The sequence below is a fragment of the Paenibacillus sp. P13VS genome, from assembly GCF_015143645.1.
Classification (GTDB): Bacteria; Bacillota; Bacilli; order Paenibacillales; family Paenibacillaceae; genus Paenibacillus; species Paenibacillus xylanilyticus_A.
Genome location: NZ_WYEV01000004.1, coordinates 423,124 through 448,648, shown reverse-complemented (window position 1 = coordinate 448,648; position 25,525 = coordinate 423,124). Strand labels below are relative to the sequence as shown.

Annotated in this window: 22 protein-coding genes; 7 read left to right on the top strand and 15 right to left on the bottom strand. The window is 48.4% G+C overall.

The annotated features are described in order from the left end of the window. Nucleotides 1–8 precede the first annotated feature (8 nt). A complete protein-coding gene (locus GUA98_RS11825) occupies nt 9–986 on the bottom strand; it encodes an LCP family protein (protein WP_153977221.1) in 978 nt (325 codons plus the stop codon). A gap of 181 nt (nt 987–1,167) precedes the next feature. Here GUA98_RS11825 and GUA98_RS11820 point away from each other — a divergent pair, with 181 nt between their 5' ends. The 3 genes from GUA98_RS11820 (at nt 1,168) to GUA98_RS11810 (ending at nt 4,960) form a co-directional block, all read left to right on the top strand. Beyond that, nucleotides 1,168–1,719 (top strand): undecaprenyl-diphosphatase, encoded by a 552-nt coding sequence (locus tag GUA98_RS11820; RefSeq protein ID WP_162009901.1) that lies wholly within the window; start codon nt 1,168–1,170, stop codon nt 1,717–1,719. A 246-nt stretch (nt 1,720–1,965) separates the two neighbouring features. Continuing rightward, nucleotides 1,966–3,669: a methyl-accepting chemotaxis protein gene (locus GUA98_RS11815; RefSeq protein WP_153980576.1), complete on the top strand. Its 1,704-nt coding sequence runs from the start codon at nt 1,966–1,968 to the stop codon at nt 3,667–3,669. 499 nt (nt 3,670–4,168) lie between these two features. After that, nucleotides 4,169–4,960, top strand: a complete 792-nt coding sequence (locus GUA98_RS11810; protein WP_153977222.1) for a C40 family peptidase — start codon at nt 4,169–4,171, stop codon at nt 4,958–4,960. A gap of 134 nt (nt 4,961–5,094) precedes the next feature. Here the strand turns inward: GUA98_RS11810 and GUA98_RS11805 are convergent, their stop codons facing one another. After that, on the bottom strand, nt 5,095–6,003 hold the full coding sequence (locus GUA98_RS11805; protein ID WP_153977223.1) for an ArsR/SmtB family transcription factor: 909 nt from the start codon (nt 6,001–6,003) through the stop codon (nt 5,095–5,097). Between the two features lie 177 nt (nt 6,004–6,180). Between GUA98_RS11805 and GUA98_RS11800 the strand changes: the two genes are divergently transcribed. After that, nucleotides 6,181–7,686 (top strand): alpha-N-arabinofuranosidase, encoded by a 1,506-nt coding sequence (locus GUA98_RS11800; protein ID WP_153977224.1) that lies wholly within the window; start codon nt 6,181–6,183, stop codon nt 7,684–7,686. 81 nt (nt 7,687–7,767) lie between these two features. On the opposite strand, the gene GUA98_RS11795 is transcribed toward GUA98_RS11800, so the two are convergent. The 4 genes from GUA98_RS11795 to GUA98_RS11780 all read right to left on the bottom strand — a co-directional run bounded on the left by GUA98_RS11795 (nt 7,768) and on the right by GUA98_RS11780 (nt 12,830). Continuing rightward, on the bottom strand, nt 7,768–8,541 hold the full coding sequence (locus tag GUA98_RS11795; protein WP_153977225.1) for an MBL fold metallo-hydrolase: 774 nt from the start codon (nt 8,539–8,541) through the stop codon (nt 7,768–7,770). Nucleotides 8,542–8,660: 119 nt separating this feature from the next. Beyond that, the gene (locus GUA98_RS11790; RefSeq protein ID WP_153977226.1) at nt 8,661–8,996 is read right to left on the bottom strand and encodes a hypothetical protein; all 336 of its coding nucleotides are present in this window, start codon (nt 8,994–8,996) and stop codon (nt 8,661–8,663) included. A 233-nt stretch (nt 8,997–9,229) separates the two neighbouring features. Then, complete coding sequence (locus GUA98_RS11785) at nt 9,230–11,095, bottom strand: ABC transporter ATP-binding protein (RefSeq protein ID WP_153977227.1); 1,866 nt, start codon at nt 11,093–11,095, stop codon at nt 9,230–9,232. After that, a complete protein-coding gene (locus GUA98_RS11780) occupies nt 11,082–12,830 on the bottom strand; it encodes an ABC transporter ATP-binding protein (protein ID WP_193723117.1) in 1,749 nt (582 codons plus the stop codon). The genes GUA98_RS11785 and GUA98_RS11780 overlap by 14 nt, the downstream gene beginning before the upstream one ends. A 356-nt stretch (nt 12,831–13,186) precedes the next feature. Between GUA98_RS11780 and GUA98_RS11775 the strand changes: the two genes are divergently transcribed. After that, entirely contained in the window at nt 13,187–14,110 is a 924-nt protein-coding gene (locus GUA98_RS11775; protein ID WP_153977229.1) for an S-layer homology domain-containing protein, read from the top strand. A gap of 143 nt (nt 14,111–14,253) precedes the next feature. Here the strand turns inward: GUA98_RS11775 and GUA98_RS11770 are convergent, their stop codons facing one another. Continuing rightward, nucleotides 14,254–15,777, bottom strand: a complete 1,524-nt coding sequence (locus GUA98_RS11770) for a glycoside hydrolase family 43 protein (protein WP_153980577.1) — start codon at nt 15,775–15,777, stop codon at nt 14,254–14,256. 12 nt (nt 15,778–15,789) lie between these two features. Further along, complete coding sequence (locus GUA98_RS11765; RefSeq protein ID WP_153977230.1) at nt 15,790–17,472, bottom strand: ABC transporter substrate-binding protein; 1,683 nt, start codon at nt 17,470–17,472, stop codon at nt 15,790–15,792. A gap of 246 nt (nt 17,473–17,718) precedes the next feature. Here GUA98_RS11765 and GUA98_RS11760 point away from each other — a divergent pair, with 246 nt between their 5' ends. Beyond that, nucleotides 17,719–18,588 (top strand): AraC family transcriptional regulator, encoded by an 870-nt coding sequence (locus GUA98_RS11760; protein WP_193723116.1) that lies wholly within the window; start codon nt 17,719–17,721, stop codon nt 18,586–18,588. Nucleotides 18,589–18,661: 73 nt separating this feature from the next. Further along, nucleotides 18,662–19,507: an EcsC family protein gene (locus GUA98_RS11755; RefSeq protein ID WP_153977232.1), complete on the top strand. Its 846-nt coding sequence runs from the start codon at nt 18,662–18,664 to the stop codon at nt 19,505–19,507. A gap of 117 nt (nt 19,508–19,624) precedes the next feature. Here GUA98_RS11755 and GUA98_RS11750 read toward each other — a convergent pair whose 3' ends face one another. From GUA98_RS11750 to GUA98_RS11720, 7 genes are all read right to left on the bottom strand, one after another. Beyond that, on the bottom strand, nt 19,625–20,899 hold the full coding sequence (locus GUA98_RS11750) for an MFS transporter (protein ID WP_397332502.1): 1,275 nt from the start codon (nt 20,897–20,899) through the stop codon (nt 19,625–19,627). Between the two features lie 287 nt (nt 20,900–21,186). After that, nucleotides 21,187–21,660 (bottom strand): preQ(1) synthase, encoded by a 474-nt coding sequence (queF, locus tag GUA98_RS11745; protein WP_095289120.1) that lies wholly within the window; start codon nt 21,658–21,660, stop codon nt 21,187–21,189. A gap of 165 nt (nt 21,661–21,825) precedes the next feature. Then, nucleotides 21,826–22,605, bottom strand: coding sequence for a 7-carboxy-7-deazaguanine synthase QueE (gene queE / locus GUA98_RS11740; protein WP_153977233.1), 780 nt, complete (start codon nt 22,603–22,605; stop codon nt 21,826–21,828). Continuing rightward, entirely contained in the window at nt 22,598–23,089 is a 492-nt protein-coding gene (gene queD / locus GUA98_RS11735) for a 6-carboxytetrahydropterin synthase QueD (RefSeq protein ID WP_110821465.1), read from the bottom strand. The genes queE and queD overlap by 8 nt, the downstream gene beginning before the upstream one ends. After that, the gene (gene queC / locus GUA98_RS11730) at nt 23,086–23,766 is read right to left on the bottom strand and encodes a 7-cyano-7-deazaguanine synthase QueC (protein WP_153980579.1); all 681 of its coding nucleotides are present in this window, start codon (nt 23,764–23,766) and stop codon (nt 23,086–23,088) included. Before queC ends, queD begins: the two co-directional genes overlap by 4 nt. Nucleotides 23,767–24,114: 348 nt before the next feature. After that, a complete protein-coding gene (locus GUA98_RS11725; protein WP_153977235.1) occupies nt 24,115–24,819 on the bottom strand; it encodes an AIM24 family protein in 705 nt (234 codons plus the stop codon). 18 nt (nt 24,820–24,837) lie between these two features. Next, the gene (locus GUA98_RS11720) at nt 24,838–25,293 is read right to left on the bottom strand and encodes a hypothetical protein (RefSeq protein ID WP_193723115.1); all 456 of its coding nucleotides are present in this window, start codon (nt 25,291–25,293) and stop codon (nt 24,838–24,840) included. Nucleotides 25,294–25,525 lie beyond the last annotated feature (232 nt).

The following is a 25,525-nucleotide window of genomic DNA, read 5'->3' as shown; positions in this document are numbered from 1 at the left end:
TTTTCTATTTATTGTTGTTCTGCCTGAGCATCTTCCTCGAACAAATTTTGAATGAATGCCTGGAGTTTGTTTTTATCCACGCCCAGAACCTGAGCGGAACCTGCAAGTTCGTTGGTTAACAATTTATTAGGTGGAATCTGCTGTTTGTCCACTTCATTGACATTAATGTCAAACCCGAGCGAGGCCAGCTTCAGCATCTGCGTAGGGCTGAGGTCTGTTTCGATATAAGGGGCAACCGCCTCCAGGATCTCTGGAATTTTGAAGAGGGAGGTAGTGCTTTGCAGCTTCTTGGCAAGCTCGGTCATGAAGATTCGCTGCCGTTCGGTGCGCGTGAAGTCCGATGTGGCATCATGCCGAAAACGAACATATTGGAGGGCCGTTTTGCCGTCCATATGCTGAAGTCCTTTTTTGAGATCAATGTCATACATATGTTTGTCAGCTTTGCTGGTGTAGTACATGTCTTTTTCCACATCAATATCAATGCCGCCTACGGCATCGACAAGAGCCATAAAGCCGATGAAATCCGTGTATACGTAATGCTGAATCGGAATACCGAGCAGATTGCTTACCGTTTGTTTGGTCAATTCAGCGCCCCCGTACGAAAAAGCTGCGTTAAGCCGGCTTTTGCCATGTCCGGGTATTTCCACATATGTATCTCGCAGGACAGAGAATAAATGCGCCCGTTTAGACACCGGATCAATGGAAGCCACCATGACCGAATCTGAGCGCCCTGCATCATCACCTCTGGAGTCACCCCCGAGAAGCAGGATGTTTACGCGTTCCTTGCCTTCCCACTTGGGGATTGGTGTAGTTGTAGTGTCTGTACCAAGGTCTGCCTGAGGATTGGTTGTAGACGATGAGGAAGTACCTGAAGCGGTTGAGATGCTATTGGCAAAATGTACAATGGAATATCCGTAATATACGAGGACACCTGTTACGGCAAGTGCCAGGGTTAGGGTTGTCCCCCATAACCATTTTTTAAGCATAATCTTCACCTTTCTATTGTTGAACTGGTATGTAACCCAAACTATTTTAACAAAAAGTAAGAGAAATGTCCCCTTTGATTTCGGATATTCGGTCAGTTGGTGCATTGTTTGACAAATCGTTGGTGGGTATTATAGTGTAAAAACGAATCACGTTTTATGTCATGGAGGTATGAACGCAATTATGAATCAATCTGTTTTTAACTGGATCAACCAGTTTGCGGACCGGGTTCCGCTTCTGGACTGGTTTATGATCACTGCAGCAGAATATGCCGTGTGGATTATGATTGCTCTTCTGGTTATTGTCTGGTTCCTGGGTAATCCGGCCAAGCAGCGTATTGTCTTTTATGCATGTGTAGCATCTATTGTAGCTCTTGTTCTTGCCAAGTGGGGCATATCTCCAGCCGTTGGTCATCCAAGACCATTTGTGGAAGGGAATGTACATCAGCTGGTGCCGCATGTACCGGATCCATCTTTTCCAAGCAAGCATGCTTCATTTGTCTTTGCTCTTGCTGCCGCTTCGTTTTTCATCGGACGTCGATTTGGATGGTGGATGCTGCTGCTTGCTGTACTGACTGGGGTATCGCGTGTATATGTAGGTGTGCATTATCCGGGAGATATTCTTGGCGGTTTCATACTGGGCAGTCTGGTCAGTGTCATTCTGATCACAACGCGTAACTATACGAAGTCGGTTCCTGATTTCTTTATCCATATCCATCGGCGGGTGTTTCGCTAGAGCGGCGTTTATCGTATGAAGAAGAGGATAGGGCGATATATCCATTAAAGTCTTGCGTTTTTGGCTTTGCCAAAGACGGAGGCTTTTTTGTTTTTATTTCGAAGTTACATGAAACTTATTGAAAATTAAATTTGCATATCTACAATTCATGTCGATAGGTGTCGATATACTATTCATATGTATTGGTTTATGGCCAAGTTAAGGAGTGGGAACATGAAAAACACGCAGGGAAGCTTGATAGGGAAAATGAGGTTAACGATTCGCATGAAATTGTTGGCTGGGTTTTTGGTAGTAGTGGCACTGCTAGCCTTTGTAACCACTTATGCATTGACGCAGATTCAGGAAATGTCTAATACTTCTGAAGAAATTGATCAGATGTGGATGCCAAGCGTTAGTTTACTTGGTACGATGAATGGCGATATCTCTGATGTAGAGCGCCTGGCTCTGGCGGTCATTGTGGAGACGAATGAAAGTGAAGTTGTAAAGATGAATGAAGCATTACAGCAGCTCCAAACCAAGATTGAGGACGAGCGCAAACAGCTGATTCCACTTATAAAGGGTAGTGCTGACGCAATCGCGCTTTATGATACGTTTAGCACGAATTATGATGCCTATTTAGAAAAAATGCCAACATTTATTGAATTTGGCATGGCTAATAATTTTGAAGAAGCCAGCAGGCTGCATGCCGAAGCATATCCGTTATGGTTTACAGCTAATGATTCTATTGCTCAGCTGATTACGATGGGCAATGGCTTATCGGGCCAAGCTACAGCGGATTCACTGGATGAGGCAAACAGAGCATTTATTATCATTTTGGTAGTGACGGTCATTTCCTTCCTGATCGCAGTCTTTATCGCATTCTTCATTGCAAGCATCATCTCGAGACCAATTAAGAAGATGAACGAATCGGCAATGCTGATTGCAAACGGTGATCTAACGGGCGAAACGATCACGCTGAAAAACAAGGATGAGCTTGGCACGCTGGCTGCTTCCTTCAATACCATGACGGGTAACTTGCGTGCGATGATTCAGTCCGTTTCCGTGACTTCCGAGCAGGTAGCTGCTTCTTCGGAAGAACTGCTGGCGAGTGCCGAGCAAAATACGCAAGCATCAGAGCAAATTTCCGCAACTGTGGAACAGCTGGCTGTGGGCACATCTGACCAGGTGAATATAGTGAAACGTTCTTCCCAGGCGATGAGCGAAATGGCCATTGGTTCAGAACAGATTGCAGAGCTTGCTCAGAGTGTATCCGTATCGGCTGTGGATGCAGCGAATCAATCGGCTGAAGGGAATATGATTATCCAGCAGGCTGTGGATCAAATGGGATCGGTACGTACGTCCATTGCTTCACTAACAGAGCTCGTAACCGGGCTTGGAGAACGTTCTGCAGAGATTGGCAGCATTACGGAAGTCATCAACAATATTGCTCGTCAAACCAACCTTCTCGCATTGAATGCTGCGATCGAGGCCGCACGTGCAGGTGAACACGGACGTGGTTTCGCCGTTGTTGCCGGAGAAGTTCGTAAATTGGCCGAAGAATCATCGGAATCCGCACAGAAAATTACGGACCTGGTACAGCTCATTCAGAATGACACGAACCATGCGGTACAGGCCGTAAAAGTGAACAGCAGTGAAACAGAAGCCGGAATAGAGATGGTAACTGCGGCAGGACAAGCCTTTGAGCAAATCTCAGAAGCAGTGAACAAGGTCGCTGGTGAAATTCAGGAAGTATCTGCAGGATCGGAAGAAATGTCAGCAAGTACGGATGAAGTGGTTCGATATGTGGATCAAATCTCCAATATTGCGGAGGAAGCATCAGGCGGGGTACACAATGTATCTGCGGCAACCGAAGAACAGCTGGCTTCCATGGAAGAGATTGCATCCTCAGCTGGTTCTCTCTCCAAAATGGCAGAAGAGTTGCAAGAACAGATCAATAAATTCAAAGTATAGAATATTCGAGAGACTGTTACTTCAGGCGCGAGCAGCGTCATAAGTAACAGTCTTTTTTTGTACTCTGGGCTGGACATGTCTTGTTAAAAGTAAGGCAGAAAAGATCGATTATTGAAAACCACTTGGTACAAAATAGGCGAATTGACGCTGCTTTTAAGGTTTTTCGCGAGTAGTAATGTTTACCACTTATGGAATATGTGATTTTGAATGTGGGTCTATTGACCTATTGTCTGATTAGGTTAATTGAACGGACTGTAATAGCTGGAAACGAAGTGGTATCAAATAGTTACAATATTTTAACCTTTGCAAATTACTTAATATTCATACAGTTATTCTTGTTGATGCCGGTTCAACTCCTGATCCTTAGTACTCAATAAGCTTGAGGCGAATACAGGACTTTGGTCTGATGATCACGATGGACAGCCCGTTTACAATGGGGCAAGCCCGGAGAGAACGAAGCCAGGTTAAATTTCTGTAACATCAGGGGGAACACGACATCATGAACTGGAAAAGTAAAATCATTACCGCGAGTCTAACAGCAACGATGCTGATGGGAAGTCTGACGACAGGAGCACTAACGGCACCGGTATCCGCAGCAACGGCCGAAAATGCCAAGCTGAAAGTGATCTGGGGAGTTAACATGCGTACTTCACCATCATCTTCTGCGAGTGTTGTTCGTATGGTGGGTAAAGGGGAAACCATTACCGTACTTCAACAATCCGGATCCGCATGGTATAAAGTAAAAGATTCCAGCAACCGGACAGGATACATATCCTCTTCATCTAAATACACCAAAGCCGTTAGCGGCAGCACAACAACATCGGGTTCCAGCAGCGCTTCTGTAACAGGCAGCGCCGCTGTGGAGAAAGTTATTGCTGCTGGCATGAAATATTGGGGCACGCCTTATGAGTTCGGAGCGAGCAGAAACAGTACGGCTACGTTCGATTGCTCCAGCTTTGTCCGCCAGGCATTTATCGATGCACTTGGAGTCAAGCTTCCTGCAGATTCACGTCAGCAGGGAACTTATGTAAAAGGCAAAGGTTCTGTTAAGACGGATTGGAAAAAACTCAAGCGTGGAGATTTGATGTTCTTTATGTCTTATAAAGGCACGAAAGCTTCCTCATATGCTGGGGTGAACAAGTCTACGGCAAGAATTACGCATGTCGGAATCTATCTCGGCGACGGAAAAATACTGCACACCTATTCCAATGCTGGTGGCGGAGTAACGACCAGCGACATCTCGGGCAAGCACTGGGAATATCGCTTTCTGTATGGCGGGAGTGCACTGTAAGATCAGTAAAGGCAAGTTTTGAGCTCTCGTAGAATAAATGTGTATCGTGAGAACAGAAAATGTGGATACAGCAAAAAGACCTTCCATCATCGCCGAATAGGCAGATGGAAGGTTTTTTGTATTTTTTGAGACCTCTAATCCTGGTAGTAAAGACGGAACAGTATATCCTGATTATAGTTGCCGAATCCCTCACCGTATAAGGTAAGACCTCCTACATGCTGGGCATCTTCTTCTACCGACAATCGCAATGTCCATTGATTGCGCTCGACCGGAATATCCGAGAGTGTTACTTCGGACACGCGCTGCCCATCAATAAACGTGCCTTCCTGCGTGATCCGCAGCACTTTCAGCATGCCGTACTGATTGACACTTTCACTCCACCAGTCTGGCGTGAATACGCCGCGGCCATTCCCCGAATCACCTGGGCTAGTCCATTCACCGACCTGTATCCCGTTGAGCATAAAGGTAATATCGGAGGGCCAATTGGGATTGACCGAAGGAGCCTCTGAACCGATCTCCAGTGATAATTCAATCGAGTTAATCTGCTGTCCCGATAAGAGATAGTTTGGAATTTTGTATTCCACAAATCCGCGTCCGAACCAGAGAATATTCGCGTGCATCCGCTCGGGATCCAGGAAATACCTCGGGTCATCATATTGCCCAATCACATGATTGACTGTAGCTAGGCCGCAGGTGGGATAAACGTCAAAATGGGTATAGTGCCCGACGGGTATAGCAACCTCGTGCACCTTGTTCGACATACCGGTATCCTGTGGCATGGAGATGCCGATCCAGTCGATCGCAAGGCTGTTCATTTTGTGGGTACCGCCGTCCTTGCGGACCATCTTGGATTGAATGATGCCGACATCCTGCAGCTTGCGAACGTGCATCGTTACGATGGCACTGCTTAGACCAAGTGAGGCGGCGATATCTTTTACATTCATCGGGTTCTCGGCAACAAGCCGTATAATCTGCAAGCGCACTTCACTGGCAAGTGCTTCGTATAAGGGCAGCCATTCGGCATCCGTATTTGCTCTAATCATGGGGTTCCTCCATTATTGAATATAGAATTAAGTTAAACATAAATCCATCAAAAAGAATAACATTTTTAAAAATTCAGGTTGAAATTAGGGTTATAATCGATTTTAATATAAATATGAACGTTGATCCATAGATTATCAATTAATTTTTTTATTAATCTTAAGGAGCTGAACTTCACGATGGTAAAAGCAAAAATGACGGTAGACAAGGATTTCACGATTGGTGCAGTCGATAAACGTTTATACGGTTCATTCATTGAGCATCTCGGACGTGCCGTATATGGCGGTATTTATGAGCCGGGGCATTCCTCTGCGAACGAAGCGGGATTCCGTACGGATGTGCTGGAGATGGTCAAGGAGCTGCAGGTGCCGATTGTACGCTATCCTGGGGGGAACTTTGTATCCGGTTACAATTGGGAAGATTCCGTAGGACCCGTTGCAGAACGTAAACGCAGACTTGAGCTGGCCTGGAGAACCATTGAGACAAATGAATTCGGTTTCAACGAATTCGTGGATTGGTCCAAACTTGCGAATTCCGAAGTCATGATGGCCGTCAATTTGGGGACACGGGGCGTAGATGCAGCCCGGAACATCGTGGAGTACAGCAACCATCCGGAAGGTTCATATTATAGTGATCTGCGGATCAAGCATGGTTACAAGGAGCCACATGCGGTTAAAACCTGGTGCTTGGGTAACGAGATGGACGGCCCATGGCAGATCGGTCACAAAACGGCAGAAGAATATGGACGGGTTGCGCTTGAAGCAGCGAAAGTTATGAAATGGACTGATCCAACCATTGAGCTGGTTGCCTGCGGAAGTTCGTCACTGGGCATGCCAACGTTCCCGGAATGGGAAGCAACCGTGCTGGATCAAACCTATGATCATGTGGAATACTTGTCACTCCATCAGTATTATGGCAACGCGGATGATGATACGCCTACGTTCCTGGCGCGTTCGCTGGAAATGGATCGGTTTATTGAGACCGTCATGGCAACCTGTGATTACATCAAGGCGAAGAAGCGCAGCAAGAAAACGATGTATCTGTCTTTCGATGAGTGGAACGTATGGTACCATTCCAATGAAAGTGACAGGAAGCTGGATCCGTGGCAGATTGCACCTCCACAGCTGGAGGATGTATACAACCATGAAGATGCGCTGCTTGTGGGATGTATGCTGATTAGCATGCTTAAGCATGCGGATCGCGTGAAGATGGCCTGCCTCGCACAATTGGTTAACGTTATCGCGCCGATCATGACGGACACAGGTGGTGCTGCCTGGAGACAGACCATTTTCTATCCGTTTATGCACGCTTCCGTCTTTGGACGTGGAACAGCACTTGTGCCATTGATTCAATCAGCGAAGTACGATACGAAGCAAATTACGGACGTGCCGTACCTGGAAGGAATTGCGGTGCATAATGAAGAGCAGGGTGAAGTAACTGTATTTGCCGTGAACCGTCACCTGGAAGATTCTCTTCAGCTTGAAGTCGATCTGCGCAGCTTCGGACAATGCAGCCTTCTGGAGCATATCGTACTGGAAAGTGATGACCTCAAAGCCGTGAATACGGCTGCACAGCCGAATCGGGTAGCTCCACATAACCGCGGCGGGGCTGAAGTGTCAGGCACGCAGGTTACTGCAAGTCTTGCGAAGGCTTCCTGGAACGTGATTCGTTTGAAAATTCAATAAAAATAAGTGTAATGGAAGAAAAGGATGTTTCCGTCTTGAGGTGACGGGAACATCCTTTTTTACTATTCAGATTAACGGGTATTACTCCAGCTCCGTTTTTGAATCAAATACGAAACTTTCACCATCCCGGGGAATGAGAACCTGCCCGTTCAGCTGTTCGGAAGCCAGGTAACTGGCGAGATCCAACCGGGTCATCATGCAATGGTTGATGGCATCCATATGAACGGCGATGACATGTGCATCCGGTGCATGTCGTTTCACTGCAGCTACATCCGGTCCGTCCATGGTGATTGGGTCACCCTGGGTAAAACGGGCACCCCCCGCGTTGACAACGATTACTTCCGGTTGGTATCGCTCTATGGCTTCGGCCGGTTCTTCGCACCAGATCGTGTCTCCGGCAATATACGATACGGGTTCGGCATCAGCCTCAAGCACAAAACCGGATACCTTGCCCATCCGCTCGGCGATTTCCCCCGTGCCATGCTGGCCTGAAGTTCGTGCAAAACGTACAGAATGAAACTCATATTTCTCATCCACCGCATGAACACTCGTGAAACCGGCTTCGATAAATATGTTCTCATCACCAGGCTGACACAATAAAGGCACATCCTTGCGGAGCCGTTCCGCCGCGGCTGCATCCCAGTGATCGATGTGGGTATGGGTAACAATCACCACATCCGGATTGGTGTAATCGGTCTCTGTTTCCGGCAAGGCCGCTCTCGGATTGCGTAGATCATTAGGTGTATTGGGAAAAGCAGGCATCTCTTCAGGATCCATCAACATTGGATCAACCAGGATATTCAGATCGGCATATTCAAGCCATAGGGTGGCATGACGAATCAATTGAATTTTCATTGCATCTGCACTCCTTCAAGATAGGTATATATTCTCCTATATGGTATACAACCCGTTTTTGCAGTAAATAACGCGCATAACCAAGAAATGGATGGGAGAAGTAAGCTTCAAGTATCTCGTTACCTCTTCTCGCGCAGGTTCAACTGCAGCAGAATCTCGGCTCGGAGCAGTTCCTTTGAGGTAAGTAAATGGCCAGTCCGGATGTAAAGCCGTTTACCGTCCTTCAGATGCAGGGCGATCAGGGGAGCTGAGGATAACATCCAACTGCTGGCCCCGGATGCTGTAAGTTCGATATGACGAATCTTATGCCAAGGAACGGTCCTTCCCTGGGTTACGAGTGCTTCATCATTCCAAGAGAATAACACGGTGGATCGTCTGGTTAAGCCCGACAAAAACATGAAAAACAGTGGACCCACGAGCCACATGCCAATAATGGCAGCAATCGTGTAGGGCAATGTCTGCAATCTCCCCGCGTATTCAACATAATTGATCCAGAGTAGAGCTGCACATAACAGTAAAAATATAAGACATAATGTGCTTTTTCAGAGCATAGTACTCCGGCGATAGCCTAAATGCTGATCATCAAACTCAGCTGTTTCATGTTCCAAAAGGTAATCCTCCTTATCATCATCTGCCCCAAACATAAATCATGCCGCACTGCGGTGCAGGCGGCACAGATGGGCATTCATTACCCCGGAATTGCGGTGTCACCACCGGTCTCCCGTGCATGGGCGTACAGGTCGGCGTAGATGCCTTCGGCTTCGATCAGATGCTGGTGCGAGCCTTCCTCAACAATTTCGCCATGTTCCATGACCAGAATCCGGTCTGCGTGCATAACAGTAGACAGGCGATGTGCAATGACAATCGTGGTTCGACCCTGAGATACCGTTTCCAGGGCCTGCTGCACCAGCTGCTCGGTATGGGAATCCAGATTGGCGGTTGCCTCATCGAGAATAAGTATACGGGGCTGGAATACGACAATGCGGGCAAAAGAGATTAACTGACGTTCCCCGGCAGACAGACCGCTACCGCGTTCCGAGAGGCGAGTATCGTATCCCTGCGGCAGTCTTGAGATCATGGCATGTGCCCCGACAAAACGGCAGGCTTCGATTGCCTGTTCTCTCGTAATATCCTCCCGAAACATGCGGACATTGTCAATAATGGAGCCTGAGAATAGAAAAGGCTCCTGCTGAATAAGCCCCACAATACGATGCAGCTTGGCCTGAGGTAGCTGCCTGATATCCGTGCCGTCGATTTCAATGCTGCCCTGATTGACATCGTAGAACCGATTGAGCAGGGAGATCAGTGTGCTTTTGCCAGCTCCCGTTGTACCCACAATGCCGACCATTTCCCCTGGATAGAGGTGCAGATTCAGATGCTGAATGAGTGGACGGTCAGCCCGGTAGCCGAAGGACACATCGTTAAAATCAATTTGTCCCATCACGTCCCGGGGGTCCAGTGAAGAAGCAGTCTCTGCTTTTGGATCTGCGACCTCGGGTCTGGTATTCAGAATGTTCCAGATCCGATCCATGGATACGGTAGTGGACTGGAACGTATTCCATTGCATCGTAATCTGGTTGATCGGCTGGAAGAACTGGCGGATGTAGCTGATAAATGCATAAAGCACACCGACCTGCAGCGATTCACCCAGCACGGCGCGTCCGCCAAGCCATACCATCATCACCAGGGCGGCGTTACCCAGAATGTCAAACGTCCGGTTGAAGATGACATTGGAACGGGCCTGGGTGATGTTGGCCTTCAAATGTAACTTATTTTGCTCTGTGAAGCGTTTCTTCTGTTCCTCCTCCTGGTGAAAAGCCTGAATCAGAAACATGCCGGACAGGTTCTCCGCCGTAAAAGCAATCAGGCGGGAGAGATGGGTACGGGCATTTTGATAGGCCTGGCGCAGCTTGCTGCGAAACAGGATCGCCACAATGGCGATAACGGGCAGTACAATCAGCGAGTAACCAGCGAGCACCGGGTCAAGCTGGAACATGAAGAAGATAATGAGCACCAGCATCATGCCATCCCGAATCAGACTGAGCAGAACCTGGGTGAAGAAACTGCTGATCGTCTCCGTGTCGCTGGACACATTCGTGACCAGACTTCCGATATGGAAGCGGTCGAAGAAGGACATCGACATTTTGGAGATGTGCCGGAAGAGATCTTTACGAATACGAGAGACGATGTTCTGACCGACATGCTGCAGCAGGTTGTTTTGTATATAGGTAAAAATAAAGCTGATTACAGCCAGTGCCAGATAGACGGCAGCCAGTTTTACAAGAAATCCTATGCTGGTCTGGCCGATTGCCAGATGGTCATCAATAGCGATTTTGACCAGATATGGCTGGAGCAGGTCGGCGGAGATCCCGAGCAAGGAGCATAAAAAGATGCCCAAAAAAGCAAATCGATGAGGTCTAGCGTAGCTCATCATCGCTTTGAACGATGAACGCTTGCTGAGTTCTCTCTCTGTGCCCGAACCTGCATGGTTCCCGGATGAGGCCTGAGGTTCGGGACTTACTAGGGTATGGGCACCGGTCTTATGGTCCTTCATGATGCAATCCCTCCTCCTGCAAACGATAGGTCGCAGCGTACAGGCCCTCAGCGGCCATTAATTGCGAGTGCGTGCCTTGTTCAGCGATGTGTCCCTCATCCAGCACAATAATTTCATCCGCATGACGGACGGCGCTAATGCGATGGGAGATAATCAGGGTTGTTTTGCCTTTGCCAATTTTCTTCAGGCTGCGCAGGATGCCACTTTCCGTTACCGCATCAACGGCGCTCATGCTGTCGTCGAGAATAAGGATCTGAGCCTTTTTGATCAATCCCCGAGCCAAGCTGGTTCGCTGACGCTGACCGCCGGACAACGTTAGTCCACGTTCACCGAGCAGGGTGTCGAACTGATCCGGGAAGCGAATAATGTTGTCGTAGATCATGGCCTGCCTTGCACTACGTTCCACGTTGTCCAGCGGGACCTCTCGGTCACTGAAAGCGATATTGTCTCGAATGGTGGTGCTGAACAGGAAACCATCCTGCGGGACATAGGCAATGCGGGAACGAAGACTTTCCAGCGACAGCTGCCGAATGTCTGTGCCATTCATACGAATCGTGCCTTCAGGCGGTTCATCTGTACGAAGCAGCAGTTTGACCAGGGTGCTTTTGCCGGAGCCGGTCTTGCCCACAATGCCTACGGTCTGTCCTGCGGCAATCTTCAGACTGATGTGCTTAAGAGCAGAAGCGGAGCTCCCGGGGTAGGAGAAGGATAATTCGTCAATGGTGATGTCATTCACGGCACTCAGGGTTTTGGCCCCGGGGACTTCCCGGACATCCGGTTTTTCTGTCAGCAGATCGTTAACCCGTTCAAGGGACGCTCCCGATCGCTGCATGGTATTAATGACATTGCCAATCTGCTGAAGCGGTCCCATAATGATCCGCAAATATAGCGTCAGCGCAACAAAGCTTCCGAGTGTAATGGAATTTTGCATCGTCAGAATACCTCCGACAAGCAGGGAAACAACAAGCGAGATGGCCCCAAGCAGTGGCAGCAGCGCTTGAAACAGGGAAGAGAGTCGCACGAGTCGCAATTGTTTTTCCTTAATGGCATCTACAGTTGCGCCGAATCGTGCACGGGCACCGTCTTCAATGGCAAACGTCTTTGTCACGCGAATTCCGCCGAGCTGCTCTTCTGCAGATTCGGTCATGCTTGCAAGGGCATCCTGCACATCACGAGAACGCTTGCGGATGCGGGGGCCAAAGAACACAACCAGAAAGGGGATGGCCAGCAAGGGAATGATACTGATTAGAATAAGGCTCATGGGAATGCCACTAAGCAGCATCATGACGATACAGGAGATCAGCAGAAATGTGGCATTTGTCATCATCGTCACCCCGTTGGAAATGGCTTCGCGCACGGAGGTAACGTCATTCATGACATAGCTGAGCAGTTTCCCGTTTCCCTGCTTGGAAAAGTAGTGCTCGCTCAATTCGGAAAACTTGCCGAAAATGCGTTCGCGTGTCATGAATTCGAAGCGGCGTCCAAGTCGCATAATCATGAACTGTCCTGTTCCGAAGAGAAGGTTGTAGGCGATAGCGATGGCCAGAAGCCATAGGCTGTAACGGATGACTGTATTCATTTGAAGTGTATTCTGCATGAGCTGGTCCGTGAAACTGCCCAGAATACGGGGCAAAGAGGCCTGACCGACATTGGAGGCAATGATCAGCACAACAGCAGTCAGATACACGGGCCAGTTGGAGACGACATAGCTTCGAAGTAATCCTGTCTTGGACATATCTCGGGTTCTCCTTTGTTAGGGTGAAAGTTAGGCAAGGTACGGAGGCAAGAAAAGGGCCGACACCTATAATTAGCGCGTCGTGCCCTCTTACTTTATGCGATCCAGTTTGCTATTTATCCGTTAACAAATGATTTCTTCTTTTCTTATTTTTGCGCTAATTCGTATCATTGTCAACGAAGCCGGGAAGAAGGGCATGAAAGTGAAAATTTCCAGGCCATGCAGACATGGATATGTAGTTTTTTGCACAAGATTACCCTAATGTCGAATTCTCTGAAACATTTTCTGAAGGTGTCCCGTCTGTAGGATTGAAGAAGTCAAAAATAGGGTTTACTAAACTTAGGAGGTGCCAGGAAATGAAACATAAAAAAGGATTGGCTGCAACACTTGCGCTTTGCGTTTCTCTGACGGCAGGAGGTGCTTCTGTATTCGCTTTTTCGGACGTAACCGATGAAGGGCAAAAAACTATCGTGGATTCCCTGAAATCCAAAGGGGTTGTCAGTGGTGTAACGGCGGATCTGTTCCGTCCGGATCAGGCGTTGTCCGAGCCGCAGGGGGTTCAATTGATCGTGAAGGCATTTGGATTGAAAAATGAATATGCTGCCGCTTCCGCGCAAAATAAAATCAGTCCGGATACCTGGTATGCAGATGCTGTACAGGCTGCAACCCAAAATGGTCTGTCCATCCCGGTAGAGTTGAATCCGCAAGGCAAGATGACACGTGAGCAATTTGTTATTTTGCTTCATGAAGGCATTAACACAACCGGGAATTATCCGGTTATTATGAAGTATAATTTGGTTAAGGACGAAAATAAAATCGGTAAGGACGCCATATCTGCAGTCCAGAACCTGCTGAACATGAACATCATTGAACTGGATAAGGACGGCAACTTCCGTCCAGATCAGTCGCTTACCCGTATGGAGGCTGCAAGCATGATCTTCAATGCACTTGAATTTGTGGATAAGCACGGCAATGGTGGATCGGCTGAGCCAGCTCCAGAGACTCCAGGGGAAGGCCAGCAAGCCATCGTACCTGAAGTAACTACAACGAAGGTTGATGACAAAACAACCAAGGTGAAGCTCACGGCTGAAATGCCTCATCCTGGCTACGGTTTGAAGATTGATGACGTCAAACTGGAGAAGGATGGACGTGCGATCGTGCTGTATTCCATCGTTCAGCCAGATCCGGACATGATGTATCCGATGGTGATCACGGAAGTTACGGCAGAGACGGATATTCCAGCCGGGTATACCGCTGAAGCACAGCCTTCCGGCAAGTAAGAGCATTTGTTTACGGAATGAACCCTTGTTAGATTGATAATGTAAGGAATAAATTCATCGCTAGAAGAGACTTAAAACCCACCGCGGCCAGATCAACATGGACGGTGGGTTTTTGGGTTTGTTTGCATGGCTGCTATTAATGATTAGTCCTGTGTTTCCTCTTGCGGTTCATAGTCAAACCAATCGAAATGTGCTGGTGTACCGACTCCGCATGGAGCATGAGCGTACATGGCGATGATGATGCCCGTGAAGCCGCCTGCCACTTCGGTAGAGAGCAGATGGGTTTCACCAGATCCTATCCGGATGTCCTTTCCCAAGTCGTGCTGCAGGAAAAACGTGAATTGATTACGATCTGTCTGAATTTTTAATCTGACGGGGCCTGTTCCACAGTCGTGAACCTGTTCAGTTTGTAATGAACCTACGGTTCGGCGGAAAATAACTTTCTTCTCACCATGAATCTGCTTAATCGCCAGATCGTAATGATAGTTTCCATTCATGAAGACCGTTAACCCGGCCTCTTCTTCTTCCTGCAGCGGCTCATAATCCAGACTGGCAGCAATGCTGCAGTGGAAATGACTCAAGCGCCGCCCAACAAATGCGGGATTCCCCTGATCATGAAGGGAGAAGGAGTTCCCGCATAAGGTCAAGTGACCTGGATTCGAAGTTAGGGACCAGCTGCCTGGAGCCGGATTTCGCAGGAACACCCAGCCCAGCCCCAGTGTGGGCAGGTCAAAATGCTCTCGAACTGCTGGCGATGGCCACGGCGTTTCCGGCAGCTGCGGTCCAGTCATGATAGGCTCCATATGTCCGTTATCACCGATGACAGGCCATCCATCTTCGGTCCAAGTGACTGGAGCAAGGAACGTCTCACGTCCCAGATGATGCCGCAGCGGATAGCCAGCAGGACGAATGCCGAGGCAGACGGCCCACCAGCTTCCATCCTGAATCTGGATAAGGTCTGCATGCCCTGTAGCATGGATGCTGGTCTTCATGCTTCGATTGGACAGGATCGGATTGGCCGGACAAGCTTCATATGGTCCATAGGGATCGTTGCTGCGGGCAATGGTAACCATATGTCCATATTCCGTGCCTCCTTCAGCAATCATCAGATAATACATGCCATTTACTTTGTACAGATGGGGTGCCTCAGGCGCGGCTCCTCCTGTTCCTTTCCAGATTAATCGGCTGTCGGTTAATCGTTCCCCTGTTTCGATATCAATCTCGCACTGATAGATGCCTTCACCTTCTGCACCGTTACAGGCAGATTGGAAGTATACCCGGCCATCTTCATCGAATAAAAGGGAGGGATCAATGCCTTTCTGATCAACATAAACGGGTTCCGACCAAGGGCCTTCAGGCTGACGGCTGCGTACATAAAAGTTGCCACCTGCACTTACATTGGTCGTGATCATATAGAACCAGCCGTCATGATGCCGAAGGGTTGGCGCATAGATTCCCCCGGAAACCCATGCATTTGCCAGTACAATCTGTTGGTCAGAGGTTAGCACATGGCCAATCTGCCGCCAGTGGACCAGATCTCGGCTGTGGAATATGGGCACTCCTGGAGCGTATTCGAAGGTGCTGGTTACCAGGTAATAATCTTCATCTACCCGGCAGATACTCGGATCAGGATAAAAGCCAGGTATGACGGGATTGCTGTATTTCATCATGTATTACTCCTATTCATTCCAAAGTTTAACGCGGTCCTGGACGTACTTGGTAAATCCTTGTTCCATTTTCTCAACGCCGGCGTCAATCAGCATCTGCTGATAGTCATTCCAGATGGCTTCAAATTCCTCCGGTTTGGCCATTATGGCCTGTGGGATCTGCTTCCATGTGATGTCCTTGACCTTACTTGAGATAATGTTGATCTCGTCCTCGCTCGGCACAGAGATGTTCCATACGGCACCCCAAGGTTTGGATGGAAATTCCTTTTCATTCGGGAACAAATCCATCCATGTTGTGGCACCATAGGCCTTGAGAGTTTCCTTATCGGCATCCGTATAATTTTCCACAATCTGTTCCGGGAAGTTCTTGGTGTAATAATTGCCGGTGGAGTCTTTGACACCATCTCCATAGTGAGCACCGAGGTTCGTGTAAAATCCGATACCGGATTCCCTGCTGAACGCAATGTTATCATTCACGATACGTTCCTGTACTTCAGCGGGGACAACACGGGTGCCATCCTTGACTTCATAATGCTTGCCTTCAATTCCCCAGTTGTTCAATACCTGGGCTTCTTCTGAAGCAAGGTAGTCCAGGAACTTGATCGCCCGGACCGGATCTTCGCAGTCTACAGTGATGCCAAGACCCCAGCCAGCCATAAAGCCCGTTGATTGATAACGGTTATCCTTGTATTGATCCGATAACATGACAGAATAGTGTCCGTAGGTCTGGTCATTTTTCCCGGCAGCTTTCAGTGCCTTTTCGCCGTCAGCATAGCCCCAGTCCACATCGGTCAGGCCGATAACCCGGCCAGAAGCGACTTTGGACAGATACTGGTCATTCTTTTGCACAAAGGACTCCTTATCGAGCAAACCGGTATTGTACATGTGGTTCAGCCACTGGAAATATTCCTTTTCACCTTCGATGCGGAAATGATAAGAAGCCTCATAGGTTTCCGGATCGATGTAGTATTCACCGTCACCTGATTTGCCGGTCGTTTCAGCTGCCTGGTTCGTTACAGTAATCTGAATGTGCCAGTCGTCCGCATTCAGCGTCATGCCGATGTTTGGATTGCCATTTTCATCGGTAGGATGTTTCTCCAGATAATTGCGGATGACATTCTCGTAATCCTGTAACGTTTTGATCTTAGGATATCCAGCTTCCTTCACGGCTCGATGCTGCAGCTGGAAGCCGCCGCCTGCGACGAAGTTGACCCCATCAATCGCAGAGTATGTTGGAATGACGTAGATGGAGGGATCATCATTGCTGTAGCGAAGCCGCTTCATTTCATCCCCGAACAGTTTTTTGAGGTTGGGCGCATGCTCTTCAATCAGATCGGTTAGATCAAGCATGGCCCCGGCATCGATTAATTTGTCGAGATCCCCTTTGGGACTGATCAGATCCGGGTAATCCCCGCTTGCTGCGATTAGTGCCAAACGCTGGGATGGATCCGACATGGCGAACTCCGCATTGAGGGTTACACCGGTTTGTTTGGTAATTTCCTTTCCGACCTCATCCTGCATGTTGCTCCAATTCGGATTGGCATCTGCACCGAAGAAAGTGAAGGTTACTGGAGCCGTTTCATCACCGCTGGAGCTGCCATTTGTTGCACCTTCACTGCTGCATCCTGCAAGCAAGCTGAATGAGAGTGTGAGTGCGACGGACCATTTGGGAATGTTTCTTATCGATTTAACCATGCTAACCCCCTGAGATATTTGTAATTTTGAATGCGTTTACAAATCTGATCTTAAAAAAATCAGACTGCCCGTAGAGCAGAATCATGATCATGTGTTTCTGATCGTATACACCTCCTTAATTCGTCATCCACTGCCGTCTCTACATGATGAATTATATCGGGGGCGTACGGTGGAAACCTTGATTTTTCGGTCTTGGAGTAGCATGATATAGACATCAATCCAACCGGAATCGTGGAGGAGAAACGATTGAGCAGCACGTATTTGAACTGGTTTACATCTGACTTGCAGTTTCCATTTTATATTCAGTACGGTGGGCATGAGGAGGATACCGAGCTGCATCAGCACGTCGATTTTTCGGAGCTCGTCATCGTGCTGAACGGTAATGCCACGCATGTTGTACATACGGAGGAGTATTTTATCAAAAAGGGCAATGCCTTTGTCATTAACGGCTCCACACCTCATGCTTACAGGGACCCTCATGACTTTAAAATCTGCAATATTATGTTCAGACCGGAGATGCTTGCATCCATTGGACCGGATCTGAAGAAATCGAACGGGTATCAGGCGCTGTTCGTGCTGGAACCATACTATCGCAATATTCAATCTTATCCTGGCAAGCTGGCGCTTCCCATTCCCAGTCTGGAGTATGTGGAATCGCTGATTGCGGTCATGATTGAAGAGTATCATGGCCAGCTGCAGGGGTATCAGACGATGCTGCTCTCACGGTTCACGGAGCTGGTCGTCTACCTGTCGAGGCACTATGATACGCAGGAAAAGGGGATGGAGGGCAACCATCTGATGCACTTGGCGAATGCCATATCCTATATGGAAGATCATTACCTGGAGCCGCTGACACTGGAGGAGATTGCAGGTAAATCCAATATCTCGGTAAGGCACCTGAATCGGATCTTTCGCTCCTATTATCAGATGACACCAATTGCTTATATGTTGACGCTTCGCCTGGAGAGAGCATGCAGCTTGTTGAAACACAGCAGCCTGACCATAACCCAGATCTCCTATGAATGCGGGTTTAACGATAGCAACTACTTCACACGTCAGTTCCGAAAGGCCTATGGAGTCTCCCCTAAGGTATACAGGCAAAATCACATCGATTAGTAACCAGAATCCTTTTTCAACGTATACAATCCATAGCTGAAAGAAATTAATCGGACATACAGGAGGATCATATATGGATTCACGTGAAACATTGGATCAGGAGCTTGAGCAGATTATAAAGTGGGAAAAGGAACAGAAGGATTTATTCATCTGGGATAAAATCGGGCGTTTGCCATTTGCGATGCTGGATAAAGTCATGCCAAAAGCAATCAAACAGAAAATTGGCGATGCCCTGAACGAAGTTGGGCAGTATGTACAGAATGGCGGCAAATTCCTCGTTCAGAAAAAGAAAGTAGCCAAGCTGCTTCAGGAAGAAGCGGAGAGATCGGGTCACTCCATGAAGGATCATACCTATCGCCTCGAAGAGGATGCCGAAGCAGAAGGGACTGCCAAAATTCATAGTGTAGAACATCTGCCGCTTGAAGTGTTGGACCGCGTTGCTGACAACATTACGGAGAGCAGAACCAAATTTGCCGCAGCACAGGGTGCCGCAACAGGAATTGGCGGTATTGTAACGATCGCAGCAGATATCCCGATGGTGATGGGGCTTTCCCTGAAGGTACTGCAAGAGATGGCCTTATGTTACGGATATGATCCCGACGATCCCCAGGAACGGATATTCATTGTGAAGTGCCTGCAGTTCTCCTCCGCCGACATCGTAGGCAAGAAGGCAATTATTGATGAACTGGCCGAGTATGACAATCCGGACAAGCAAGTACAGGTCGTTTCACAAATGCAGGGCTGGCGTGAGGTGTTCAATTCCTATAGTGAATCATTCGGCTGGAAAAAGCTGTTCCAGCTTATCCCGATTGCCGGCATGGTGTTTGGTTCGGTAAGCAACAAAAATACGATTAGTGATGTTGCCGAAGCAGGCAAAATGTTATATAAAAAAAGGCTGATTCTTCAGCGCTTGAAGTAATAAACGATTAATGAATAAAAGGGTTCCCGCCAATCTGTATACCAGATTGAAGCGGGAACCCTTTTTGGCTGTTTATTTAGGTTTATAGAAGTGTAGTAACAGTATCAGTATCCTTGTTTATTCCTCACTGCCGTTTTCATCCGCCCAGCGTTTCAGTACCTTATCCGAAGGCAGCAGGAAGGTGAATATGCCGATCAGCGGCAGGAAGCTGCACATCTGCATGACTGGAGATACACCGAACACGTCGATCCAGTTACCCAGGACAAGCGCACCGAGTCCTCCCATACCGAATGCGAGCCCGGTGATTAACCCGGAGACGGTTCCGATTTTGCCCGGAATGAGCATTTGGGCATAAACCACAGTCACAGAGAAGCTGGATAGCATGATGAATCCGATAATGGTCAGCAGCACTCCGGTCCAGAACAAATTGGCATAAGGCAGCAGCAGCGCCAGTGGAGCCGCTCCGGCCATCGACAGGAAAATCATGTTGCGTTTGCCGAAGCGATCTGCCAGTGGACCTCCGAAGAATGTGCCGAGTGCGCCAGCGGCCAGGAACAGGAAGATATAGATCTGTGCATCCTCTGTGGAGAGGCTGAACAATTCCTTCAGATTAAACGCATAGAAGCTGCCGATGGAAGCGACATACCATGAACGAACAAAGACGAGCATAATCAGAATCGTGATGGCAGCCGCTATCCTTTTGCGAAGTGCGGGATTTGGAGCACGACGCGCAGCCGCCTGTTTGCGAAGATAACCTCCGGATTGCAGCATGCGGCCGTACCAGCGGGCAATATAGATCTGTACGGCAATCCCCATGGCTGCAATGCCGGTGAATCCGATGGCACCGAACAAACCAAACGGAATGAAGATCCATCTCGTCAAGAGCGGAGCAAGAGACTGTCCGGCGTTGCCACCCACCTGGAAGATGGATTGAGCGAGACCCCGACGAGGCCCTGCGGCCATATGGGATACCCGGGAACCTTCTGGGTGAAAAGCGGCCGAACCAAGCCCGACAAAGATAACGGAAATCAGGACAGCCATATAACTGTCGGCAAACGCCAGTAGAAGCATGCCGGTGAACGTAAATCCCATGCCGATCGGCAATATCGAAGGCGTGGGCTTCTTATCTGCAAACCAGCCTACAACAGGCTGCATAATGGATGCGGTAAAATTGATGGCGAAGGATATCCATCCGATCTGTGTGTATGTAAGATGCATGGAGTCTTTCAGGATTGGAAAAATAGCCGGAATGACAGACTGGATCGAATCGTTAAACAAGTGAACCAGACTGATGGCAATCAAGATCCGGTAAACGGTGCTCTGGGCATCCAATCCGGGTTGGTTTTTCGAACGCATGGCAGCGTCCTTGGTTAATGAAGTTTGCATGGACATGTACTTTTCTCCTTTGGTCGCGGTCACGAGGGATCAGCGCCTGATAATGTAGTGTGCCTAAGCATATTGTTACATAATAGGATAGATTGTTGGAAGCGACAAGGGGAACAGGTGAAATAATGACATTCCATAGAATATATTAACCGCTCTTGATAAGTTCTATCGATCATTTGGGCGATTGTGGGATTACATAAATAAAAGCCGAAGTTCTTCGGAGTGAAGAGTTCGGCTTTCAAGTGTTCAATTATTTTCGATATACTGCACAGCGGAACAGAAGTGCCGGAAAATTAACGGTTATCAATCGTTTCCGGATACATGTCATGATTCATCATGCGGTGTTCAGCCATCTGTTCATACTTGGTTCCAGGCTTGCCGTAGTTCGTATACGGATCGATGGAAATGCCGCCGCGCGGCGTAAATTTGCCCCAAACCTCTATATAACGAGGATCCATCAGCTTGATCAGGTCGTTCATGATAATATTCACACAATCCTCGTGGAAATCCCCATGGTTGCGGAAACTGAACAGGTACAGTTTAAGCGATTTGCTCTCTACCATTTTCACATCGGGAATATAGCTGATATAAATGGTGGCAAAATCAGGTTGACCCGTGATTGGGCACAGGCTCGTGAATTCCGGGCAGTTGAATTTAACAAAATAATCGCGGTATGGATGCTTGTTATCAAAGCTTTCCAAAATGCCGGGATCATACTCGAACGTATATTTCACGCCCTGGTTACCCAGAAGCGTTACATCTTTCATTTCATCAGGTTGTCTTGTCAATGTATTAACTCTCCTTGTTCCGTTCAAGCGCGAAGCTCTCCGGTATATATGATAGGGATTCCAAGTTTTAAATATGAAGCCTCTAGTTGTTTACAAAAAAATACATCATGCCGCCCATTCCACCCAAACTATCCATGGAGCGAATCAAACGCCGCGTTTGTTTCCCCACACCAAAGTGTGCAGCTGTGGAAGCACGCGGACATCATTCAGGTCATCTGATACACTGACCTGATCAATCAACCACTCATAACGGGCGAGCAGCGACGAAGCCAGATCTGGCGTCTCCGTAGAAGTGACGTCCGGGTTTCCGGTCTGCAAATACAAATTGGTAGCCGGATACCGTTCATGCACGCGGCGGGCATAATCCAAATCTGCTTCATCGAAGATAACAATTTTCAGGCTGTGGCTGCGTCCTGCAGGGCCTGTGGACAATCGCTTAATGAGATCATCCAGCACGTCCCAGTTGGTGTCCATGCCCGAGCTAGGCGGCTTGGGAGACACGGTGACTTCGTCAATGTCAGCCAGCCAAGGCTGCCAGCGGGAGCCCTGCGTCTCCACCGCAGTGCGGATGCCGTTCTCCCGGAGCAAAGAAACCAACCCGCCCAGCGAAGCCAGCAGGGCAGGGTTCCCCCCGGAGATGGTAACATGGGAGAATCGCGAACCGCCAATGCGGCGCAATTCAGCCCATACGTCCTCTGGTGTAATCATCTGAATCTGGTCCTTGCCAGTGCCGTCCCAGGTAAATGCAGAATCGCACCAGGAGCAGCGATAATCGCAGCCAGCGGTGCGAACAAACATGGTTTTCTGTCCGATCACCATGCCTTCGCCTTGAACTGTTGGACCGAAAATCTCCATGACGGGGATGCGGGCTTCTTTGTTTTGTACGGAGGAAGAAGCATTCATGTTTTCATGCACACTACTCATCAATCATCCACTCCCGTCTAGCCTCGGCGTAGCTGGTTGGTGTCTCGTAGAGGCGCACAAATTCGGTTCGGCCGCCTTCGGTAAGCCCAGCATATGGTTCAGTCTGAAGCGCGTGTTCCATTTGTTCGAACAGCCAGACGACCATATTTTCAGCCGTGGTATTCATGAGGGGAAGCGTCTCATTCAGATACTGATGATCCAGGTATCCTTCAATTTTTGTCTTCCATATATCCTTGATGTGTCCAAAATCAACCGTCAATCCGGTCTCGCCCGGATAACCGCTAATGCCAAAAACGACTCTATACGTATGGCCGTGCAAGTTCTTGCACTTGCCTTCATAACAATGCAGGTGGTGCGCAGCATCGAAAGTGAACTCTTTGCTGACCAGCACACGTTTGCGGTGATAACGCAGCTGTGAAGGAAGAATATCCTCCCCAATCCGCTGCAAATGCTCAACTATGCGGAATGTTCCTGGCTCTCTCATCGTACATCTGCTCCTACAGATGCCCCAGCAGAGCGCTGCTCCACGTAGCGATCCAATCCTGCTTTGCGCAGTTTGCATGCAGGGCATTCACCGCATCCATCTCCAATAACCCCGTTATAGCAGGTCAGTGTCCGCTCGCGTACATAATCGAAGGCACCAAGGTCATCAGCCATTTTCCACGTTTGGGCCTTATCCAGCCACATCAGCGGAGTATGAATGACAAATGGGTAGTCCATCGACAGATTAAGCGTCACATTCATGGATTTAACAAATGAATCCCGGCAATCCGGATATCCGCTGAAATCTGTCTCACATACGCCAGTGACCAGATGACGCGCTCCTTTTTGCTTCGCCAGAATGGCGGCAAAACTGAGGAAAAGCAGGTTGCGGCCATCTACAAATGTGCTGGGCAGCTCGCCTTTTTCATGCTTAATTTCTACATCTGTACGGGTCAATGCATTAGGTGCAAGCTGGTTAAGCAGACTCATGTCCAGCACGGTTTGCTGTACATTCAGATCGCGTGCAATTGCAGCAGCACATTCGATCTCCAGCTTATGACGCTGTCCATAATCGAAGGTCACCACCTCAACTTCAGCAAATTGCTGTTTGGCCCAAAACAAACATGTGGTACTATCCTGACCGCCGCTAAATACGACGACCGCTTTTTCTTCGTTCAACATAAAAAAACCTCTCCATCTTCTTAAGATCAATCCATGCACCTAGGCATAGAGTGTCGGAAGAACAGAGAAGTTCATGAACTGGCATCCATCAAAAAACACACCTTTCCTTACGCTGCTAAAAAAAACAGCACGGTAAAAGTGTCCTTAGTTTTTTACGTACGTCATACACGGTGTACGCAAGACTTGTAATGACCTACAAAAGGTCAAGTCTTATAGAGGGAGTTCGCGAACCTCTCCCATGCCAGGAGGCATGGATTTTCTTCTTCAATTGTCTGAACCATTATAACACGAAATCGCCCGGTGACTACCCCGCATGTGTAATAAATGCGGAGAGCACCGGGCGGCTCATTTAATGATTACATTGCCGAAAGGAATGACTTCCTTAAGGATGCGTTTGAACAGTCCTTCATCATTCAGGTCCCGTTCGAGTCTGCTATTCTCCCGTCCTGCCTGGAAGAGCACCGAGCCCTGTCCCGTCATTTTCCAGTGGTAGTTCATATGCTGACTGGCGAGATTATTTCCATACACCGTGAGTTCCAGCTTGGCATTCTCGGGATAGGCTATGATGCTGCCTGCATCTACGTATAGCGGGGCGGTTGGGTGTAATTCCTGCTGGCAGACCTGGCCTTGGGTTAACAGTCCAATTTTGCCTTTGCCTGAGAATTTCATTTTGACAGCATCCTGAGTGATCAGCATGTTCTTAATCTTCTGGATCTTGGTATGCATGTTCACTCCGTCTGAGTAAAAGAAGAGATGCCGAAAATCGTACAGCAAATCACTTTCCTCGGTGAGCTCCACTTCCTTCATGGTAAAGCCGGGAGGGAGGGCAGCCACAAATTGGCAGGGGCCGGTAATTTCGGATTTGATCAGCTTTTTTTTGCGAACCATGCCTGAGATGTTCATAAACTTGTCATTGCGGCTGCTGCACGATCCGCGAAAGGCAACGATTTGCTGTGGATGCAAAATATGAAGCCGGTCATTCTGGACCAGCGAGAAGGTTACCACTTGTCCAGCTCCGCCAGCCTCGGCAGTGTTCAGGTGTATGTGCATGTGCTTGCTCCTGTTCTTTTAGGCTCGGCCCGAACGACGACGCATTCCCCAGCGCATCACGCGAATCAGAACAAAATAGCCTAATATGAGGACAATGACGGTGATGATCATCGTTTGAATTCGTTTGGTCGTGGCATTTTTGGCATCTTGATCTTCCTGCAGTTTGGTCACCATATCAGTCAGCTTCTGGTTCTGTTCTATTAACTGCTCATTCTGGGCCTTGAATGCTTCAACATTGGCCTGGGCTTGTCCCAATTGAGCAGAGGTTTCATTGAGTTGGTTCAGCGTCTGCTGGTAGCTTTCCTGCAGGGCGTTCACTTCACCAGGGAGCTCGGAAACGCGTTCCCAGCCGCTGTATATGTCAGAAAATATATTGGCACTAGCTGCATTTACTGTAGAGGTCAGCGTAACGGTAAATAAAATGCATGTGGTGAATAACACCCGAATGAAATGACCCTTCATGGATTGTGGCATCATTGGCACCTTCTTTCGGTGAGGTTTTTCGTCTGCCGAATTCGTCGTCATTTGTTGAAATACGGCTCTTACATTATACGCCAAAAGGGACGTGTTGGGTTCAGTGCATTGCAAATTTTCAGGAGAAATCATTTGTTTAATTCAGCGTGCACCAGGGTAATATACGTTCAAGGCAGCGCGCGGACAGTTTAAACATAATATCATTACCCCGGTTCCGGGTGCTTCCATTCAC

Coding starts and splice junctions, on each gene's coding strand:
- GUA98_RS11785 (WP_153977227.1), bottom strand. CDS start 11,095: ATGAAGGACCATAAGACCGGTGCCCATACCCTAGTAAGTCCCGAACCT.
- queE (WP_153977233.1), bottom strand. CDS start 22,605: ATGAGTAGTGTGCATGAAAACATGAATGCTTCTTCCTCCGTACAAAAC.
- queF (WP_095289120.1), bottom strand. CDS start 21,660: ATGAAAGATGTAACGCTTCTGGGTAACCAGGGCGTGAAATATACGTTC.
- GUA98_RS11825 (WP_153977221.1), bottom strand. CDS start 986: ATGCTTAAAAAATGGTTATGGGGGACAACCCTAACCCTGGCACTTGCC.
- GUA98_RS11780 (WP_193723117.1), bottom strand. CDS start 12,830: ATGTCCAAGACAGGATTACTTCGAAGCTATGTCGTCTCCAACTGGCCC.
- GUA98_RS11755 (WP_153977232.1), top strand. CDS start 18,662: ATGGATTCACGTGAAACATTGGATCAGGAGCTTGAGCAGATTATAAAG.
- GUA98_RS11770 (WP_153980577.1), bottom strand. CDS start 15,777: ATGAAATACAGCAATCCCGTCATACCTGGCTTTTATCCTGATCCGAGT.
- GUA98_RS11775 (WP_153977229.1), top strand. CDS start 13,187: ATGAAACATAAAAAAGGATTGGCTGCAACACTTGCGCTTTGCGTTTCT.
- GUA98_RS11765 (WP_153977230.1), bottom strand. CDS start 17,472: ATGGTTAAATCGATAAGAAACATTCCCAAATGGTCCGTCGCACTCACA.
- GUA98_RS11725 (WP_153977235.1), bottom strand. CDS start 24,819: ATGCACATACACCTGAACACTGCCGAGGCTGGCGGAGCTGGACAAGTG.
- GUA98_RS11795 (WP_153977225.1), bottom strand. CDS start 8,541: ATGAAAATTCAATTGATTCGTCATGCCACCCTATGGCTTGAATATGCC.
- GUA98_RS11720 (WP_193723115.1), bottom strand. CDS start 25,293: ATGCCACAATCCATGAAGGGTCATTTCATTCGGGTGTTATTCACCACA.
- GUA98_RS11805 (WP_153977223.1), bottom strand. CDS start 6,003: ATGATTAGAGCAAATACGGATGCCGAATGGCTGCCCTTATACGAAGCA.
- GUA98_RS11820 (WP_162009901.1), top strand. CDS start 1,168: ATGAATCAATCTGTTTTTAACTGGATCAACCAGTTTGCGGACCGGGTT.
- queD (WP_110821465.1), bottom strand. CDS start 23,089: ATGAGAGAGCCAGGAACATTCCGCATAGTTGAGCATTTGCAGCGGATT.
- GUA98_RS11800 (WP_153977224.1), top strand. CDS start 6,181: ATGGTAAAAGCAAAAATGACGGTAGACAAGGATTTCACGATTGGTGCA.
- GUA98_RS11815 (WP_153980576.1), top strand. CDS start 1,966: ATGAGGTTAACGATTCGCATGAAATTGTTGGCTGGGTTTTTGGTAGTA.
- GUA98_RS11810 (WP_153977222.1), top strand. CDS start 4,169: ATGAACTGGAAAAGTAAAATCATTACCGCGAGTCTAACAGCAACGATG.
- GUA98_RS11750 (WP_397332502.1), bottom strand. CDS start 20,899: ATGTCCATGCAAACTTCATTAACCAAGGACGCTGCCATGCGTTCGAAA.